This window comes from Flavobacterium sp. UBA6195, assembly GCF_002422095.1.
Taxonomy (GTDB): Bacteria; Bacteroidota; Bacteroidia; order Flavobacteriales; family Flavobacteriaceae; genus Flavobacterium.
Window position 1 is genome coordinate 1 of sequence record NZ_DITB01000012.1, and the last position, 18766, is coordinate 18766.

The following is an 18766-nucleotide window of genomic DNA, read 5'->3' on the forward strand; positions in this document are numbered from 1 at the left end:
CTAAATATGAATTAAAATCATTTGAAACTTTAGAGAAAGAAGTTCGTGAAAATTCATTAAAATCATTGAATGAGTATTTTGATTTTGTAGAGAAGGAGTTAGATAGAGATGATTGGTTTGCTATTTTTTTAAATTCAATAGTAGAGCGCTTTGACCCTCATACTTTTTATTTTTCTCCAGATGATAAAGAGAAATTTGATGTAAGTATGAGCGGGACTTTTCAAGGAATTGGCGCTCGCTTACAAAAGAAAAATGATGCAGTTGAGGTTTCAGAATTGATTTCTGGAGGTCCGGCTTGGAGAGGAAAAGAATTAGAAGCAGGAGATTTAATATTAAAAGTAGGTCAAGGTAAAGAAGAACCATTGGATATAGCTGGTATGCGTTTAGATGATGTGGTAAAAAAAATCAAAGGGCCAAAGGGTACTGAAGTTCGTTTAACGGTTAAAAAAGTTGATGGCACTATCAAAGTTATTTCAATAATTCGAGATGAAGTTGAAACAGAAGAAACATTTGCAAAATCAAGTATAGTAGAAAAGGGAGGTAAAAAATATGGTGTTATTTACTTGCCTAAGTTTTATATTAGTTTTGAAAATAAAGAAAACCGTGATGCTTTCAAAGATGTTGCTGCTGAGATTGAAAAATTAAAAGCCCAAAATATAGAAGGACTTATCATGGATTTACGCGATAATGGAGGAGGTTCGTTGGAAACCGTAGTTAAAATGGTTGGCTTATTTATTCCAGAAGGCCCTATTGTTCAAGTAAAAGCCCCTGGAAGAAATCCAGAAGTTTTACCTGACAAAGATTCAAGAGTTCAATATGATGGTCCGTTAGTGGTTATGATTAATAATTTTTCTGCTTCAGCATCTGAAATTTTTGCTGCAGCAATTCAAGATTATAAAAGAGGTATTGTTGTGGGAAGTAAGCATTCTTACGGAAAAGGTACAGTTCAAAATGTAATTGATTTAAATCAGTTTATAAGAGGTAATTCATACGGAGATCTAGGAGCTTTGAAAACAACTATTCAGAAGTTTTACAGAATTAATGGAGGTTCTACACAACGAGAAGGAGTAAAAAGTGATATTGTGTTTCCTGATCGTTTTTCATATTTAGATATGGGTGAACGTGATGAAGAAAGTGCCTTACCATGGGATAAAATTGAACCTGCAAAATACCAACCATTAAGTGTTAATTATGATAATGTAATTGCAAATAGCAGGAAGAGAATTGCATCTAATCCTACATTTAATTTAATTAATGAGAACGCTAAATGGATTTTTGAACGTAAAGATGAAAATGATTTTAGTTTAAATTTGATTGATTTTAAGCATGAATTAGAAGTTACGGATGTTAAAATTAAAAAATTTAAGCAGATATCAGATTATAAAAATCAATATGTGTTTTATTCATTGCCTGATGAGGTTGCCTTGTTTGAAAAAGATACCTTATTAAAACAAAAAAGGGAACGTTGGCATGAAGAGCTGCAAAAAGATATTTATCTTGAAGAGACATTAAATGTTATATCAGATATGAAAACTTTAACTAAAGGAAAAGGTTTTTACCAAAAGTTAAGTATGAATTAATTAATAAATAAAAGCCCCAATTGGGGCTTTTATTATATATATAGAAAACCTTAAAATTAGTTTCTAAATTACCATTCATTAACTTTATTTGCATCAAGCTTAATAAAGATAAAAAGTAAAATTGTAAATGCCCATAAACTCGAACCTCCATAAGAGAAAAAAGGAAGAGGTACACCAATTGTTGGGAATAACTTTATCAACATGGCTATATTTACAAAGAAGTGAGTAAATAAATAAGAGGCAACACAATAGCCATATACTCTACTAAATTTTGTTTTCTGGTTTTCAGCTAAATAGATTATTCTTAAAAATAATGAAACAAATAAAAGAATTACAATCGTGCTTCCTGCAAAACCCCATTCTTCTCCTACGGTTGTAAAAATATAGTCGGTATGTTGTTCGGGAACAAATCCTCCTTTTGTTTGAGTTCCTTCTAAATATCCTTTTCCTATTAGGCCTCCAGAACCAATTGCAATCATTGATTGATTAAGGTTATATCCTTCATTTTTAATGTCTACATCATCACCAATTAGCACATTAATTCGATCTTTTTGATGAGGCTCTAAAACCCTGTCATAAACATAACTAACTGAGAATGCATATCCAGCCATTACTAAAAATAACAATCCATAAACTATAGGATTTCTAGAAATACTCCTATTAAAAATATAATGAATAATCATTATTATAAAAATAACTGCAATTAAGTACACAGGCTGGATTACTAATGCTAAAAAGAATAATGCGATGGCAATAATGCCTGAAAAAAAATACCAACTAGGTAATCCTTCTCTGTTTAAAACAAAAATAAGTGAAATGAAAATCATTGCACTTCCTGCATCGGGTTGCATCAAAATTAATAGTACTGGAAGTCCAATGATTGCTAACCCAACTATTTGATGTTTCGTATATTTTAAGTTAATTTGAGAATAGCTTAAGTATTTTGCAAGTAATAAGGCAGTAGCGGTTTTTACAAATTCAGAAGGCTGAAACCCAAATCCGCCAAATTGATACCAATTGGTTTGTCCTTTTTTGGTTACTCCAAATGCAAATAATCCTAACAAAAGAATTATACCAATTCCATAAAACACAAATGATAGTCGTTCAAAAATTTTGGCATCAGTAAATAGAATTATAAAAATCAAAGGAATGGTAAGTCCAATGAAAAGCATTTGACGTCCATAAATTTGAGTGATATCAAATATTGATGTTTCCTCTAAAGGCAATGAAGCTGAATAAATAGTCATCCAGCCCATAATTACCAATACAATGTAAAGTAATACAGTTATATAGTCTATTCTATTTCCTACACTTTGATTTTTCATTAAGCTTGCTCTTCTTCTTTTTTGGCTTCTCCAATTTCTATATTTGTTTTTTCTATTGAATCTCGAACTTTTGTTGGTTCTGTTCTTCTTTGAAAAATGATATTTTCTATTTTTTGATATTCTGCTTCAAGACTTCCATTTAACATTCTTGTTTCTAAATCTTTTCTTGAAATCGTTCCATTAATGTATTTTTCTAACATTAATGTGGCAATTGGACCAGCCCATGTGGCACCATAACCTGAATTTTCAATAAAGACTGCTAAAGCAATTTTAGGATTATCTCTTGGTGCAAAAGCCACAAAAATTGAGTGGTCTTTTAATTGATAAGTCTTACCAGCAACTCTAATTTTGTTTTCTGCTGTTCCTGTCTTACCACAAATTTTCATTCCCTCTACTCTAAATCCTGCAGCGGTTCCATAATTATATACGTCTTCTAATCCTTGTATTACAGGTTCATAATATTGTTTGTCGATAGTGGTATAGTGTTTGGTTACAAACTTTTTGTCGAGTTTTTGGTCTTTGATATTTTTAACAATATGAGGTGTAAAATAATAACCTCTGTTAGCAACTGTAGCCATCATGTTAGCAAGTTGAATTGGAGAGGTTAAAACTTCACCTTGTCCGATTGCATTGGAAATTATATAAGAACTTCTAATTTTTGCGCCGTTATACCATTTTTTGTACATTTTAGAAGAAGGAACTAATCCTTTACTTCCGATTGGCATATCGGTTCCTAAAAATTGACCTAAACCAAAACTTTTCACATGGTTTGCCCAGTTGTCTACACTATAATACGAATCTTTATATTTTTCAATGGTTCTTTTGTATGTGTTTCCAAAATAACTATTACACGATTTGTAAATACCATTATTTAACTGTAAAGTGTGTAATCCGCAGTGGCAACCCATGAATCTTCCAAAATTTGCACCGTGATTGCAGTAAAAAGTACTTTGCTCATCAATAACTTCTTCTTGTAATCCAATTAATCCCGTAATTATTTTAAACGGAGATCCTGGAGGATATGCTGCCTGAAGTCCTCTATCATAAAGAGGTTTAGCAATGGAATCATTATATAAAGCAGTATAATTTTTGGAGCGTTGTCTTCCCACAAGCAAAGCAGGGTCGTAGGTTGGAGCAGAAACTAAAGCTAAAATTTCACCTGTTTTAGGTTCAATAGCAACAATTCCACCTCTTTTATTAACCATTAACTCGGTTCCGTATTTTTGAAGCTCGTAATCAATAGTTAAGGTCAAATCTTTTCCTTGTTGTGCAATGGTGTCAAATTCTCCATTTTTATAAGGGCCAATAATTTTATTGTGTTTATCACGAAGTAAATATTTAACTCCTTTTATGCCCCTTAATGCTTCTTCGTATTGTTGTTCAACCCCTTGTTTTCCTATTAAATCGCCACTATTGTAGTATTTGTTTTTCTTTAAAATAGATTCGTCTACTTGCCTGATAAATCCAAAAATATTAGCGCCAAAATTAACTTGATAGTCACGAAGAGAACGCTTTTGGGTGTAAAATCCTTCAAATTTTCGCTCTTTTTCTTGAAATGCAGCGTATTCTGCTTTGTTCAATTGAGACAAGAAAACCGAAGGTAACATTGGACTATAAACTCTAGCCTTTTCTATTTTTTTTATAAATTCAGCTTTTGTTATATGTAATAGTGAACAAAATTCAGTTGTATCAATATCTTTAATTTCTCTAGGTACCACCATAATATCGTATGATGGCTGATTAGCAACTAATAACTTACCATTTCTATCATAGATATAGCCTCGTTCCGGGAAATCAAATACTTTTTTTATGGCATTGTTTTCGGATTTCAGTTTTAAAGTTTCATCAATTACCTGAAGGTAAAAAATTCGAGCAATCAGAATAATTGATGTAACAATGATTACGGCAGGTAATAATGTTTTTCTCATCGCTTATTTGGCTTAATAATATAAATGATTAGTAAACAAATAGTAAACGTAAATAGTGTGCCAAAAAGTGTACGTGTCAAAATAGTGAAAATTAAATCAAATCGAAAATATTCAAAAAAGAATAAAATAAAATGATGAACAAAGATGGCCAATAAAAGTAATGTGATTCGCTCTGGAGAAATTTTATCTGCGATTTTTACAGTCTGATATTCGTAACTTAATCCAAAAGCAAATTTGAATAATGATGGTCTAATGTAAGCCAAAATTAACGAAGCCATTGTGTGAATTCCTCCTGAATTGCAAAACATATCCAAAAAAATACCCATAGCAAAACTTGTCAAAAGCAAAATGCTTTTGTTGCTATTAACTGGATATAACAAAATAAATAGAACGTAGGGATAAGGATTCAAATACCCTAACAAATTAATATTGTTGAATATTAAAATTTGTAAGAGTAAAAAAACTACAAATCGGATGGTATTTAAAACGCTATTGTTCACTTATTTTTTTGGTGCTGTTGTTATTGTTTCTAGTTGTCTTTTTTCTTTTTTTCTTTTATTTTCAATAACATAAACATAGCCCAAAGCCGTCATGTCATTAAATAATCGAATATTAATCGTATAGTAATTGGTTTTCTTGTCAATAAATATTTTATCAATTTTTCCAATTGGAATATTTTCTGGGAAGATGTCTGAATTTCCTCCTGTTACAATTGAGTCGCCATGTTTTAGAGAGGCTAATCTAGGTACATCTATTAATTGTGCAAAACCAGCATTGGTTCCGTCCCAAATTAAAGACCCAAAATGATTTGAGTTTTTAATCTTAGCATTAATTTTAGACTTTGTGTTCAATACACTTTGAATGGTAGAAAAATTTGCTGAGGTTTTTTCAATAATTCCAATAACACCTCTATCGTTTACAACTCCCATATCTACTTCAATTCCTGAATTTGTTCCCGAATTTATGGTGATGTAATTTTCTCTGGTATTAAAAGAATTTTTTACCACTTTAGAAACTACCACATTGTAATTGTTTAAGTCGTTTCTAAATAGTGTTTTAGAAGTTAAAATCGTATCTTTTTTATTAAAAAGTAATTGTTTTAATAAAGCGTTTTCGGTAGCTAAATCTTTGTTTTTTTGTTTTAAACTAAAGTATTCGTTTACTTCATTTACTTTTTCGTAGTAAGCACCAGTAACCGCATTAGCCGAATTTACGTATTCGCTACGGTGATACGAATGCGATTTTATTACCAAAGAAAATGAGATGCCCAAAAGCAGCAAAAACAGCAATCGATGGCTGTTTTTTATGATAAAATTAATTATTTGCTGCATGAACTATCTTTTATTTGATCAGAATTCCTTTGTATTTGTTTATGTTTTTAAGCGCCATTCCCGTTCCTCTAACTACGGCTCTTAATGGGTCTTCGGCAATATAAACCGGTAAATCTGTTTTTGATGATATTCGTTTGTCTAATCCTCTTAACATTGAACCTCCACCTGCTAAATAGATACCTGTGTTGTAAATATCTGCAGCTAATTCTGGTGGTGTTTGCGATAATGTTTCCATTACAGCGTCTTCAATACGTTGAATAGATTTATCTAATGCTTTTGCAATTTCACGGTACGATACATCAACTTGTTTAGGTTTTCCCGTTAATAAGTCTCTTCCTTGAACTGACATATCTTCTGGAGCACTATCTAAATCTTCTGTTGCTGCTCCAATTTGAATTTTTACTTTTTCAGCAGTAGTTTCACCAACAAATAAATTGTGTTGCGTTCTCATGTAGTACACAATATCATTCGTAAAAACGTCTCCGGCAATTTTAACCGATTTATCACAAACAATTCCGCCAAGAGCAATAACTGCAATTTCTGTTGTACCACCTCCAATATCTACAATCATATTCCCTTTTGGTTGCATAATATCTAAACCGATACCAATTGCTGCTGCCATAGGTTCATGAATCAAATATACTTCTTTACCATTTACACGCTCAGCAGATTCTTTTACCGCACGCATCTCCACTTCTGTAATTCCAGAGGGGATACAAATTACCATGCGAAGTGCTGGTGTAAATAATTTCTTTTTTAACGCAGGAATACTCTTGATAAATAATTTTATCATTTGTTCTGATGCATCAAAATCAGCAATAACCCCATCTTTCAAAGGACGAATGGTCTTAATGTTTTCATGCGTTTTACCTTGCATCATGTTGGCTTCCTTACCTACAGCAATGATTTTGCCAGTAATTCGGTCTCTAGCAACGATAGACGGACTGTCAATTACAACTTTGTCGTTGTGAATGATTAGAGTATTTGCGGTACCAAGGTCGATTGCGATATCCTCGGTCATGAAATCAAAAAATCCCATAGGTTTGAGAAGGGTTTAGTGTTTTTTGTATAATTGTATTCAACTCGCAAAATTATAAAAATAATCTGGAATAAATGCAAATAAAAAGCGCATTAAAATATTTTTTTTAATGCGCTTGTGAAATATGATTTTTAAGTTAAACTTTAGTGTTTAAAATGACGGATTCCTGTGAAAACCATTGCCATGCTATTATCATTGCAATAATTGATACTTAATTCATCTTTAATCGAACCTCCTGGTTGAATCACTGCTGTAATTCCAGCTTTGTTTGCGATTTCTACACAGTCTGGGAAAGGGAAGAAAGCGTCACTTGCCATAACCGCTCCAGTTAAATCGAATTCAAAGGAAGTTGCTTTTTCAATGGCATGACGTAAAGCATCTACTCTTGAAGTTTGTCCAGTTCCAGAAGCACACAATTGTTTATTTTTTGCAAATACAATCGTGTTCGATTTGGTGTGTTTACAAATTTTTGAAGCAAATAATAAATCTTCTATTTCTTCTGCTGTTGGAGCAACATTTGTAACCGTTTTTAAATGGTCTTTAGAATCCGTTACGTTGTCTTTATCCTGAACTAAAACTCCGTTTAAGCATGTACGAACAGTCGTTTCTGGTAAAGCTACTTCGTTTTGGATTAAGATGATTCTGTTTTTCTTTTCTTCTAAAATATCAATTGCTTCTTGGTCATAAGACGGAGCAATTACCACTTCGCAGAACAATTGGTTAATTTCATTCGCCGTAGCCACATCAATTTTTCCATTCGCAATTAAAACACCTCCGAAGGCAGAAGTTGGGTCACCTGCTAAAGCATCTAAATATGCTTCTTTCATGGTGTTTCTGGTTGCTAAACCGCAAGCGTTATTGTGTTTTAAAATCGCAAAAGTTGGATTGTCGTTTTTGAATTCGTTCATTAAATTCACAGCCGCATCAACGTCTAGTAAATTGTTGTACGACAATTCTTTTCCGTGAACTTTGGTAAACATTTTATCGAAATCGCCATAGAAAAATCCTTTTTGGTGAGGATTTTCACCATAACGTAATACATTTCCGTTTTGCTCGCTGATTTTTAAAACAGGCTCTTCAAAAACTTGATTGAAGTAGTTAAAAATCGCCGAATCATAATGTGAAGAAACATTAAAAGCTCTTGAAGCTAATAATTTTCTGTTTTCTAATGTTGTAGCACCGTTATTTTCGGTGTAGAAACTTAAAAATGGTGCATATTGTTCAACAGAAGGAACAATTACCGTGTCTTTGAAATTTTTAGCTGCTGCTCTGATTAACGAAATGCCACCGATGTCGATTTTTTCGATAATATCTTGTTCGCTAGCGCCAGAAGCAACGGTTTTTTCAAACGGATACAAATCCACAATCACTAAATCGATTTGCGGAATGTTGAATTCTTTCATTTGCTCCACATCACCAGCATGGTCTTGACGGTTTAAAATACCACCGAAGATTTTTGGATGTAAGGTTTTTACTCTTCCACCTAAAATTTCAGGGAAAGCTGTAATATCTTCTACAGCGACAACAGGAATGCCTAAATCTTTGATGAAAGTTTCAGTTCCGCCGGTAGAATAAATGGTTACATTGTTTTGGTGAAGCGCTTTAACAATAGGTTCTAAACCGTTTTTGTCAAATACAGAAATCAATGCCGAAGCAATTTTTTTTGTTGTGTTCATGGTGTTGTGTTGTTGTATCTGAATAGTCTCAGATAAATGTTGTTGTTTTATTCCGCTACGCTCCATACAGTTCGGCTCGCCTCGGGTTCGTGGTGCAAAAGTAGTTATACTTCTTAAAATAGTCAAACTTTATTGTTTTATATTTTTATTGAGGTTTAAGTTTAAACTCAATGTTGCTAGCGCGAGCGTCACGCTCGTGCCCACAATCTAATTCAAGTCGATTTCTAAAACTGTTTGGTCATTATTTCCGTAATTTCTGGCACTGCTATATTTCCAATCAATTGGGTCGGTAACAAACCCAGTTTCTACAGGATTATTATGAATGTAATTTAATTTTTGTTCAAATACTTTTAAAGACCAAATTTCAATAGGTTGGTTATTTTGTTGCCAAAATTGACTTTTTTCAACATTACTATTTTTCTTACCCGCTTTTTCAAACATCCAAAGCAACCATTCTTTTCTGCTTTCTTGAGGATTTTCTGCAATTATTTTTAGCATTTTTCTAGATGTAAAACCTTTAAAATCTCTCATTAATCCTGATGGGTCACCTAGGGAAGAACGAAAAATTAAATGAATATGACTAGGCATAATGCAATACCCATAAATTTCCATTCCTTTATTTTTTCTGCAATAATCCAAAGATTCGATTATAGTCTCAAAATAATCAATTCTAGTAAAAACATCTATCCAATATACAGTGGCAAACGAAACAAAATAGGCTCCGTTTTTTTCTGCAAATTTGTATTTTCTGCTCATAGGATTGTTTTTAATTTCTTTGTGGGCACGAGCGTGACGCTCGCGCTAGCGTGGGTATTCTGTAAGTTTTTATTTGAATAGTTTAAGAAAAAGCAGTGTAACTCCTATTATAACGAAAAAAAGCCAAAAATTTTTAAAAGCTCCAAAAAACTCTTTGTTTTTAGAAAATTTTATTATTAATCCGATTATTATCAGTCCTGTAGGAGCTAAATAATTATTAATTTCTTGAAATGCCATTTTATATAGACTAATTATATTATTGATTTTATCAAAAATCCAAAAGAAGTTATTGCTAAAAAAATTATGATAATCCAATTTTGAATTACACTAACCTTTGTGCCAAATTTAAAAAATATTGGATTCTCATCACGACCCGATAACCACCATTTATGAATTCGGTAGTAAAGAAATGAGGCTAGCCCAAATAAAATGCTTAAAATTAGATTTTCATTTAGCATTGTTTTTTTCTTCAAATATAAATAAATTCCCTCCAACTGTAACATTTTCACTCATTGCTCTACTTATAGTTATAGCTCAGTATTATGCTTTTATATTTACGATTACTTTCAGAAAGTTTCAGTTTTGCCATCAATGCGTTGCGCAACAATAAATTGCGTACGCTTTTGTCGTTGTTAGGCGTTACCATTGGTATTTTTTCCATTATTGCGGTGTTGGCTGCGGTAGATTCTATGGATAAAAAAATCAAGGAAGATTTGAGTGATATGGATATGAATACGATTTATCTAATCCGTTTTTCATTCGGACCTTCTGAAGTGCCAAGATGGAAGCGTGAGCAATTTCCAGATGTAACGTATGAAGAATATGAGCATTTGAGAAGAAATGTAAACGGAATTGATAAGATGTCATTCAATTTATTTACAAGAAATGAAAGCATAAAATACGATTCTAAAACGGTGAATTCGATTCGTGTAAAACCTTCAACTTCTGAGTTTTTTGATATCGAACCTGTTAAAATCGACAAAGGACGTTTGTTCAATGAATCCGAATCCAACTCGGGTAGCCCAGTTATTGTAATAGGAAGCGAAGTAGCTACTGGGTTGTTTGAAAATAGCGATCCTATAGGAAAAAAAGTGCGTCTTTACGGTCAAAAATTTACTGTAATTGGTGTGTTAAAAAAGCAAGGTCAAGGCATGTTTGGCGACAGTAGTGATATTGCTGTGTTTTTTCCAGTAAATTTCTTAAGAAAAATGTATGGAGATGATAGTGATATGTTAACGCCAGCTATTTTAATAAAACCCGAGAAAGGAATTGATATAGCTGAATTTAAAGCGGAATTGGCGCAAAAATTAAGAAGTTTTAGAGGTGTAAAAACAGGTGAAATTGATAATTTCTTCCTTAATGTATTGTCAGGTTTTACCGATTTTATTGATAATATCGTAGGTCAAATGAATATGATTGGTTGGATTATCAGTGCCTTTTCGCTTTTGGTAGGAGGTTTTGGAATTGCCAACATCATGTTCGTATCGGTAAAAGAACGTACCAACTTAATCGGAATTCAAAAAGCTCTTGGGGCTAAAAATAAATTCATTTTGTTTCAATTCTTGTTTGAAGCGGTAATTCTTTCATTAATTGGCGGAATTGTAGGAATGTTTTTAGTTTGGATTATTGCCATCGGACTTTCAGCAGCTCTTGATTTTGAATTTGTCTTGAGTGCAGCCAATATGTTATTAGGTTCTGGATTAGCAGCATTAATTGGATTAATTTCTGGGATTATTCCTGCAATTTCAGCCTCAAAATTAGACCCTGTTGAAGCAATCAGAAGCGGAATGTAATTTTTACTATATTTGGAAATTAATTTCCCAAATTGAAAAAGCAAATCATTAGTTTATTTCTGCTATTTATGTTAATAGCACCTGCTGTTGTAACTTACACTTGGTTACAGCAAAGAAAGCGTGCTGTTAAAAAAGAGGTAAAATGGAAAATGATTGCTGGCATAGACAAAAGTGAATTGGTCCTTTTAAAATTTTCAAAATCGGAAACGACATCTAAATTGAAATGGAAACATTCGAAAGAGTTTGAATTCAATAATCAAATGTATGATATTGTTGATAAAGTGATTTCGAAAGATTCTGTTCAGTACTGGTGCTGGTGGGATTTCAAAGAAACAAAATTAAACAGACAATTAGATGATCTTTTGGCTGGCGTTTATCAGCACGATTCAAAATCCAAAGAGCAGCACGATTTACTTTATAAATTTTACAAATCGATTTATTTTCAACCTGTTTTTTCATGGTACCCTTTTATAGATAAAAACCGTCCAATCAAAGTTAATTTGTATGCTGGGTTTTATCAATCAAAGTCTTTAATTGTAGATTCTCCACCGCCTAATATTTATTCTTAATTTTTTATTAATAGGGATGCTTTTGAAAAGTAATCCCATATTTACATATTTAAATAAGAATAAATAATCCATAAAAATGAAAAAAAATATTTTTTATGCTGTTCTGTTATTGCCTTTTTTAGGGTTTTCACAAACGGCACAAGATACCACGGCTACTGAATTGAGTGAGGTGGTAATTTCAAATAAAGTTCCTAAAAAATACACACAATTACCCAATCAGGTTGAGGTAATTACAGCCAAGCAAATTGATTTTCAAAACTTTCAAAGTACGGCTGAAATGCTTTCTAATTCTGGTGCATTGTTTGTGCAAAAATCACAACAGGGTGGAGGAAGTCCAGTAATTAGAGGTTTTGAGGCAAGTAGAGTTTTGCTAACCGTTGACGGAGTAAGAATGAACAATCTTATTTTTAGATCGGGTCACTTACAAAACGTAATTACAGTAGATGAAAACATGTTGGAAAATGTTGGGGTTTTCTATGGGCCGTCATCTACATTATTTGGAAGTGATGCATTAGGCGGAACCGTTGCAATGACAACGAAAAGTGCTAAGTTTTTAAACGAAACTAGTAAAAAGTTTTCAGGTGGAATTAATACAAGATATGGAAGTGTAAACGAAGAAAAATCGGTTGCTTTTCATCTTAATTATGCTACTGCAAATTTTGCTTCGTTGACTTTTTTCTCCTTCAATGATTTTGGTGATTTAAAAATGGGAAAAAAGAAAAATCATAACGGAGATTATTTTGGGGAAAGACCTAATTATGTTTCTACAGTTAATGGTGTAGATCAATTGAATGTTAATAGTGATAAATATACGCAAGTAGGTTCGGCTTATAAGCAGTATAATTTCATGCAGAAATTTGCCTATAAGACAAATTCAGGATATTTACATGGTTTGAATGTACAGTATTCAACAACATCAGATATCAATCGTTATGATAGATTAACAGAAAAAACAAGTTCTGGATTAAAATTTGCTGAATGGTATTATGGACCTCAAGAAAGATTGTTAGCTATTTATTCGTTGCAAAAAGAGAAAGCATTTTTAAATAGTGATTTAAAAGTAAATGTTGCTTATCAGAATGTAAAAGAGAGTCGTCATAATAGGAGATTTAATAACTACAACTTACAACACAATGAAGAGAATGTAGATCTGTTTTCGGTGTCGTTAGATTTGGATAAGAAATTCACTAAAGGAGAATTGTTTTATGGTTTTGAGTCGTATTATGAAACTTTAAAATCAACGGCTTATGCTAATAATATCAATACGGGGGTTGTAACTAACATTAATACACGTTATCCAAATGGAGATAACAATATGATGCGTAATGATTTCTATATTTCTTATAACGAAAAGATGTCGGAAAAAACATTTTGGAATGTAGGAGCAAGAGCAGGGTATACTTCATTAAAAAGTACAATAACTGATAATTCAGTCTTTGCATTACCATTTGATGGAATTTCTCAAGGTAATTTTACGTATAGTGGTACATTAGGAATTACGCATAATACTTCAAAAAACTTTGCTTTAAAAGCGAATGTAGCTACTGGATTTAGAGCACCAAATATTGATGATTTAGCTAAAGTTTTCGAATCGGTACCAGGTTCATTAAGTTCTCTAGGGACTTTAATTGTTCCTAATGAAGATTTAAAACCTGAAAAAACAATTACAGGAGATTTAGGAATTGTAGTTCAATCGGATTCTAAAAAAATAAAATTAGAAAGTACTTACTTTTATACCCGATTATATGATGCCATTGTAACGGATGATTTTACATATAACGGACAAAGTATTGTAAATTATAATGGGTTTGACGCTCAAGTAAAAGCCAATCAAAATAAAGGAAAGGCTTTTGTAACTGGATTTTCTACAAATGTTAGTGCTTACATTATATCTGATTTATTGTTTAGTGCTAATTTCAATTACACACTGGGTAGAGTAGTAGAAGAAGGATCTCAAAGACCATTAGATCATATTGCACCTTATTTTGGAAAAGTTGGATTATCATATACTTACAACAAACTTAATTTAGAAGGTTATATGTTGTATAATGGCAAAAAAGATATCAGCGATTATTCTACAAGTGGTGAGGATAATGCGCAATATGCACCAGCAAATGGAATGCCAGCTTGGGAAACTTATAATTTTAAAGCAGGTTTTCAGGTGTTAAATGGAGGAACTCTTTTTGCAGGTGTTGAAAATATTTTAGATACACAATACAGAGTTTTTGCATCTGGAATTAACGCTCCGGGTAGAAATATTTATGGTGGAATAAAATATACTTTCTAAGAAAAGGAAGTAAAAATAAAATCCCGATAGTTTTGAAAGCTATCGGGATTTTTTGTTTTTATCTTACAGGTTGATTTTGAATCAAATCTAAGTATAAATTAATTTTGTTTTTCAAATCTTTTCTGTGAGCAATGAAATCTAAGAAACCATGCTCTAATAAGAATTCTGATGTTTGAAAACCTTCTGGTAAATCTTTACCTGTAGTATCTTTTACAACACGAGGTCCAGCGAAACCAATTAATGCTCCTGGTTCACCAATATTGATATCTCCAAGCATTGCATAAGAAGCAGTAGTTCCTCCAGTTGTTGGATCTGTACATAACGAAATGTAAGGAATTCTTTCTTCAGCTAATTGCGCTAATTTTGCTGAGGTTTTAGCTAACTGCATCAATGAAAAAGCAGCCTCCATCATACGAGCTCCACCTGATTTAGAAATCAAAACAAATGGAATTTTGTGTTTGATAGAATAATCAATTGCTCTAGCAATTTTTTCACCTACGACTGCTCCCATAGAACCACCAATGAAAGCAAAGTCCATACAAGAAACTACTAAGTCTTTTCCTTTTGATTTTCCAACACCTGTACGAATAGCGTCTTTAAGTTTGGTTTTATCCATAACATCTTTTAAACGATCGCTGTATTTTTTAGTGTCTTCAAATTTTAATGGGTCTTTTGAAGTTAAATTTGCATCTAGTTCTTTGAACTCGTTATTGTCAAATAAAATTTCAAAATATTCTTTACTACCAATTCGTACATGATAATCATCCTCTGGACTCACCCATAAGTTTCTCGCTAATTCGTCTTGATCAACGATTTTTCCTGTAGGAGATTTATACCATAACCCTTTTGGTACGTCTTTTTTAGCTTCTGTAGGAGTTGTAATTCCTTTTTCTTTTCTTTTAAACCAAGCCATAATTAAGTTAGAAGTTAGAAGTTAGAAGTTGGAAGGAAGGCCTTAACTTTATCTAATTTCAATTAATAATAAAATTTTAAACTTCGTACTTTGTACTTTGTACCTTGTACTTATAAAGTGTTCACGTTATTTAAATCGGCAAAAGCTTGTTCTAAACGTTTGTTGAACGTAACTTCTCCTTCACGAACCCATTTTCTTGGGTCGTAATGTTTTTTATTTGGACTATCTGCTCCTTCTGGACTTCCGATTTGTGTTCTTAAATAATCAATTTTAGATGTCATGTAATCGCGAATTCCTTCTGTGAAAGCAAATTGTAAATCAGTATCAATATTCATTTTGATTACTCCGTAAGAAATAGCTTCTCTAATTTCTTCTAAAGTAGAACCAGAACCTCCGTGGAAAACAAAATCAACTGGGTTGTTTCCGGTGTTGAATTTATTTTGAACGTATTCTTGTGAATTTTTAAGGATTTTAGGAGTTAATTTTACATTTCCTGGTTTGTAAACGCCATGAACATTTCCAAAAGAAGCAGCAATAGTAAATCTTGGGCTTACTTTCATTAATTCCTCATAAGCATAAGCAACTTCATCAGGTTGTGTGTATAATTTTGAACTATCCACATCTGAATTGTCAACACCATCTTCTTCACCACCTGTGATTCCTAATTCGATTTCTAAAGTCATACCCATTTTACTCATTCTTTCTAAATATTTTTTAGAAATTTCTAAGTTTTCTTCAATAGGTTCTTCTGATAAATCAATCATGTGAGAACTGAATAATGGTTTTCCAGTTTCAGTAAAATGTTTTTCAGATGCATCTAATAAACCATCAATCCACGGTAAAAGAATTTTTGCACAGTGGTCTGTATGTAAAATAACTGTAGCGCCATAAGCTTCTGCTAAAGTGTGTATATGTTTTGCACCAGCAACCGCACCTAAAATAGCCGATTTTTGGTTTTCATTTGATAATCCTTTTCCAGCGTTAAATTGTGCACCACCATTAGAAAATTGGATGATGACAGGTGCATTTAATTTAGCGGCTGTTTCTAAAACACCATTAATTGTACTAGAACCTACAACATTAACAGCAGGTAATGCAAACCCTTTTTGTTTGGCATAGTTAAAGATTTCTTGAACTTGATCTCCGGTAGCAACACCCGGTTTAATAGTGTGACTCATAGTTGTATGTTTTGTTATAGTTATGCAAAAATAATAATTTAAAAAATTAGAACGGATAATTAATTCCAAAATTTAGCACTGTTTTGCCAAAGTTGATTCCTTTCAGCCATCGTTCTCCTATTTCTCTACTAGGGTCATAAGCTTTGTAACCTAAGTCTAGTCTGAAAACAAAGAAGTCAAAATCATATCTAAAACCTATCCCAGTTCCTACAGCCAAGTCTTCTAATGAATTTAAACCATTAAAGGTGTATTCTTTATTTGTTACATTGTCAAAAATATTCCAGATGTTTCCAATATCTGTAAAAAAAGCACTATAAAAATTTCCTCCCACTCTAAAACGATATTCTAAACTGTAGGCTAATTTTAGGTTAGCTTCATTGAAGTCATTTATTCCACCACTACGACCTGGGCCTAAACTATAAGCTTGCCAACCTCTATTGTCATTAGATCCACCAGAAAAATAACTTCTGGAAAATGGAATCGATTGCCCGTTTCCATATGGGACTGCTAAGCCAGCAAATGCTCTCATGGCTAGGGTGTTTTTCTTGCCAAAATCCCAATGTTTAATGAAGTCTACTTCACCTTTTATGTATTGTGAATATTCAATTCCAAACATTGTTTTGTTTCCATTAGCACTTAAGGGTTCGTTTTTTGTGTTGGCAAATAATGAAAGCAAATTACCAGCCGATTCTATTTTCGTTCTAATAGAGTAAAAATTATTATCAAGCAAATTGGCTTTAGTGTTTTTGAAAAAAGTTATACTAGAAGAAACAATCAAATTGTTTTCAATTAAACGAAGTCTTCTTTCTCCAATACTTCTTATAATTTTATAGTTGTTATCATCTGAGGGAAATGTTATTACCCCGTTTTCAACATCATTAATAAAATCAACAGCTCCTTGTGTAGTTAGATTATTATTATCATCCAAGTAATCTGGGTCTACATTGTAAAGCTGAGCCAAATTATTTAAGGTGTTGTATGATGATGTGTATACATTAAAATAATTTTCAGGATTTAAATTCTTGATGAATTGAATGTTTAATAAATCAAAACGTATTGTATTTCCTTGCTTTGGTGCCCAATTGTAATAAAAAACTCCAGTTAAGTTTTCTTTGTCTAGCCCAATATTTCTTTGACTGGTTAAACCAATCGTTGCAGTAGTAGTGGGAAGCATTTCTTTTTTTATAATCTTACGAGTATTTAATGGAAATACAATTCTGGGGAAACTCAACTTTCCTTCTAAACCATATTCTGAGATGTTAAAAAACACGTTATTTGGATTAGCCAAATCTCTTGAAGATCCAATGTTTCCTTTAGTAGACAATTCGAAAGTTTCTGCTCTTTTAAAAAGATTTCGCCAAGTGAAAGCCATTCTTCCACTAATTCCAAATTGTTGAATGTCTGAAGTAGTAACATCTATAGAGGGTTGCCAAACATATTTAGGTTTACTCATTAAATAAATGTTTGCTATGAGTGAACTATTTGTGCTATCAGCCGGATCCTCAATGTATTCGATATTGGGATAATTAAATACTTTTAGATTACTTAGTGATTTTGAAGTTAATGTTCGGTCATTATCACTAAATAGTTTTCCTTTTTCAATAAAAATGGCATTTGTTATTGCCTTGGGTTTGTATTTTAATTTACCAGCACTGTAAATATTGAAATTTCTATAGGTTACACTATCATTAAATTGATTTCGTTCTTTTTTTGAAGTATTGTTTGTAAATATATTAACTTGAGTTATTTTGTAAACACCAAAAGGTTTTTTTATTAGCGTGTCTCCTTTTTTTACTAATCGGTCTTCAATTTTTAAGTTTACTTTTATTTTCTGTATTGAATCATCAATAATAGCATCATATTTTATGTTGCTTTCTTGAAAATGATAAACACCATTATTTCTTAGATATTGGGTAATTCTTTTTCTTTCATTATCGAAGTTTGAAAAATTATATTGTTCTCCCTTTTTTATGAAAGATTTTTTAGCTTCTAATGCGTATAAACTATCTACTATAGGGGTTTCTATAAATTTAGAAATGGAGTCAATAAAATAAGGCTTACCTGTGTTTACTTTGTAAGATATCTTTCCTTTTTTCTTATCAATTGAATCGATGGAAAGCGTTACTTTATTTCTGATAAAACCGTTGTTGTAATAAAATCCACTTAATCGATCTTTTGAACGTTGCGCCTTTTTTTCATCAATAATTACAGGTGCTTCCCCTGTTTCTTTTATAAATTTTGACAATCCACTTACAAAAAAAGATTTCCCTAAACGTTCCACTTGTTTTGCAGATAAGAAACGATTAAGTCTTTTTATACGATTTGGTTTTTTATTTAGCCAAGCTTGATATGACGAATCTGGATTAGGTTTTGCAATATTATAAAGAGTTA

General features: G+C 32.1%; 15 protein-coding genes. 4 read left to right on the forward strand and 11 right to left on the reverse strand.

Annotated elements, in window-relative coordinates:
* The coding region (locus B4I81_RS00740; protein WP_291106381.1) for a carboxy terminal-processing peptidase at positions 1-1580 on the forward strand (1580 nt) is incomplete at its 5' end.
* A 68-nt stretch (positions 1581-1648) separates the two neighbouring features.
* On the opposite strand, the gene rodA is transcribed toward B4I81_RS00740, so the two are convergent.
* The 8 genes from rodA to B4I81_RS00780 form a co-directional block, all read right to left on the reverse strand.
* Positions 1649-2905, reverse strand: a complete 1257-nt coding sequence (gene rodA, locus B4I81_RS00745) for a rod shape-determining protein RodA (RefSeq protein ID WP_291106383.1) — start codon at positions 2903-2905, stop codon at positions 1649-1651.
* Positions 2905-4833: a penicillin-binding protein 2 gene (gene mrdA / locus B4I81_RS00750; RefSeq protein ID WP_291106385.1), complete on the reverse strand. Its 1929-nt coding sequence runs from the start codon at positions 4831-4833 to the stop codon at positions 2905-2907. The genes rodA and mrdA overlap by 1 nt, the downstream gene beginning before the upstream one ends.
* Positions 4830-5111: a hypothetical protein gene (locus B4I81_RS11805; RefSeq protein WP_349678558.1), complete on the reverse strand. Its 282-nt coding sequence runs from the start codon at positions 5109-5111 to the stop codon at positions 4830-4832. The genes mrdA and B4I81_RS11805 overlap by 4 nt, the downstream gene beginning before the upstream one ends.
* 222 nt (positions 5112-5333) lie before the next feature.
* A complete protein-coding gene (gene mreC, locus B4I81_RS00760; protein WP_291106389.1) occupies positions 5334-6164 on the reverse strand; it encodes a rod shape-determining protein MreC in 831 nt (276 codons plus the stop codon).
* A 10-nt stretch (positions 6165-6174) separates the two neighbouring features.
* A complete protein-coding gene (locus tag B4I81_RS00765) occupies positions 6175-7203 on the reverse strand; it encodes a rod shape-determining protein (protein WP_291106391.1) in 1029 nt (342 codons plus the stop codon).
* Between the two features lie 143 nt (positions 7204-7346).
* Positions 7347-8879 (reverse strand): bifunctional phosphoribosylaminoimidazolecarboxamide formyltransferase/IMP cyclohydrolase, encoded by a 1533-nt coding sequence (gene purH, locus B4I81_RS00770; RefSeq protein WP_291106393.1) that lies wholly within the window; start codon positions 8877-8879, stop codon positions 7347-7349.
* Positions 8880-9086: 207 nt separating this feature from the next.
* Positions 9087-9635 (reverse strand): REP-associated tyrosine transposase, encoded by a 549-nt coding sequence (locus B4I81_RS00775; RefSeq protein WP_291106395.1) that lies wholly within the window; start codon positions 9633-9635, stop codon positions 9087-9089.
* 69 nt (positions 9636-9704) lie between these two features.
* Positions 9705-9872, reverse strand: coding sequence for a hypothetical protein (locus B4I81_RS00780; protein ID WP_291106397.1), 168 nt, complete (start codon positions 9870-9872; stop codon positions 9705-9707).
* Between the two features lie 305 nt (positions 9873-10177).
* On the opposite strand from B4I81_RS00780, the gene B4I81_RS00785 reads away from it, so the two are divergent.
* From B4I81_RS00785 to B4I81_RS00795, 3 genes are all read left to right on the forward strand, one after another.
* Positions 10178-11428: an ABC transporter permease gene (locus tag B4I81_RS00785; protein WP_291106399.1), complete on the forward strand. Its 1251-nt coding sequence runs from the start codon at positions 10178-10180 to the stop codon at positions 11426-11428.
* A gap of 32 nt (positions 11429-11460) precedes the next feature.
* On the forward strand, positions 11461-11997 hold the full coding sequence (locus B4I81_RS00790; protein WP_291106401.1) for a hypothetical protein: 537 nt from the start codon (positions 11461-11463) through the stop codon (positions 11995-11997).
* A 76-nt stretch (positions 11998-12073) separates the two neighbouring features.
* Complete coding sequence (locus B4I81_RS00795) at positions 12074-14284, forward strand: TonB-dependent receptor plug domain-containing protein (RefSeq protein ID WP_291106403.1); 2211 nt, start codon at positions 12074-12076, stop codon at positions 14282-14284.
* A 58-nt stretch (positions 14285-14342) separates the two neighbouring features.
* Here B4I81_RS00795 and accD read toward each other — a convergent pair whose 3' ends face one another.
* From accD to B4I81_RS00810, 3 genes are all read right to left on the reverse strand, one after another.
* On the reverse strand, positions 14343-15197 hold the full coding sequence (accD, locus tag B4I81_RS00800; protein ID WP_291106405.1) for an acetyl-CoA carboxylase, carboxyltransferase subunit beta: 855 nt from the start codon (positions 15195-15197) through the stop codon (positions 14343-14345).
* A 110-nt stretch (positions 15198-15307) separates the two neighbouring features.
* Positions 15308-16375 carry a class II fructose-bisphosphate aldolase gene (fbaA, locus tag B4I81_RS00805; protein ID WP_291106407.1) on the reverse strand — a complete coding sequence of 356 codons (1068 nt, stop codon included), beginning with the start codon at positions 16373-16375 and terminating at the stop codon, positions 15308-15310.
* A gap of 46 nt (positions 16376-16421) precedes the next feature.
* The coding region (locus tag B4I81_RS00810) for a BamA/TamA family outer membrane protein (RefSeq protein ID WP_291106409.1) at positions 16422-18766 on the reverse strand (2345 nt) is incomplete at its 5' end.

What these genes read in the sequence shown, in the direction of transcription:
- B4I81_RS00785 (WP_291106399.1), top strand. Translation starts at nt 10,178, where the DNA reads ATGCTTTTATATTTACGATTACTTTCAGAAAGTTTCAGTTTTGCCATC.
- B4I81_RS00765 (WP_291106391.1), bottom strand. Translation starts at nt 7,203, where the DNA reads ATGGGATTTTTTGATTTCATGACCGAGGATATCGCAATCGACCTTGGT.
- mreC (WP_291106389.1), bottom strand. Translation starts at nt 6,164, where the DNA reads ATGCAGCAAATAATTAATTTTATCATAAAAAACAGCCATCGATTGCTG.
- B4I81_RS00780 (WP_291106397.1), bottom strand. Translation starts at nt 9,872, where the DNA reads ATGGCATTTCAAGAAATTAATAATTATTTAGCTCCTACAGGACTGATA.
- accD (WP_291106405.1), bottom strand. Translation starts at nt 15,197, where the DNA reads ATGGCTTGGTTTAAAAGAAAAGAAAAAGGAATTACAACTCCTACAGAA.
- purH (WP_291106393.1), bottom strand. Translation starts at nt 8,879, where the DNA reads ATGAACACAACAAAAAAAATTGCTTCGGCATTGATTTCTGTATTTGAC.
- B4I81_RS00795 (WP_291106403.1), top strand. Translation starts at nt 12,074, where the DNA reads ATGAAAAAAAATATTTTTTATGCTGTTCTGTTATTGCCTTTTTTAGGG.
- mrdA (WP_291106385.1), bottom strand. Translation starts at nt 4,833, where the DNA reads ATGAGAAAAACATTATTACCTGCCGTAATCATTGTTACATCAATTATT.
- B4I81_RS00775 (WP_291106395.1), bottom strand. Translation starts at nt 9,635, where the DNA reads ATGAGCAGAAAATACAAATTTGCAGAAAAAAACGGAGCCTATTTTGTT.
- B4I81_RS11805 (WP_349678558.1), bottom strand. Translation starts at nt 5,111, where the DNA reads ATGGCTTCGTTAATTTTGGCTTACATTAGACCATCATTATTCAAATTT.
- fbaA (WP_291106407.1), bottom strand. Translation starts at nt 16,375, where the DNA reads ATGAGTCACACTATTAAACCGGGTGTTGCTACCGGAGATCAAGTTCAA.
- rodA (WP_291106383.1), bottom strand. Translation starts at nt 2,905, where the DNA reads ATGAAAAATCAAAGTGTAGGAAATAGAATAGACTATATAACTGTATTA.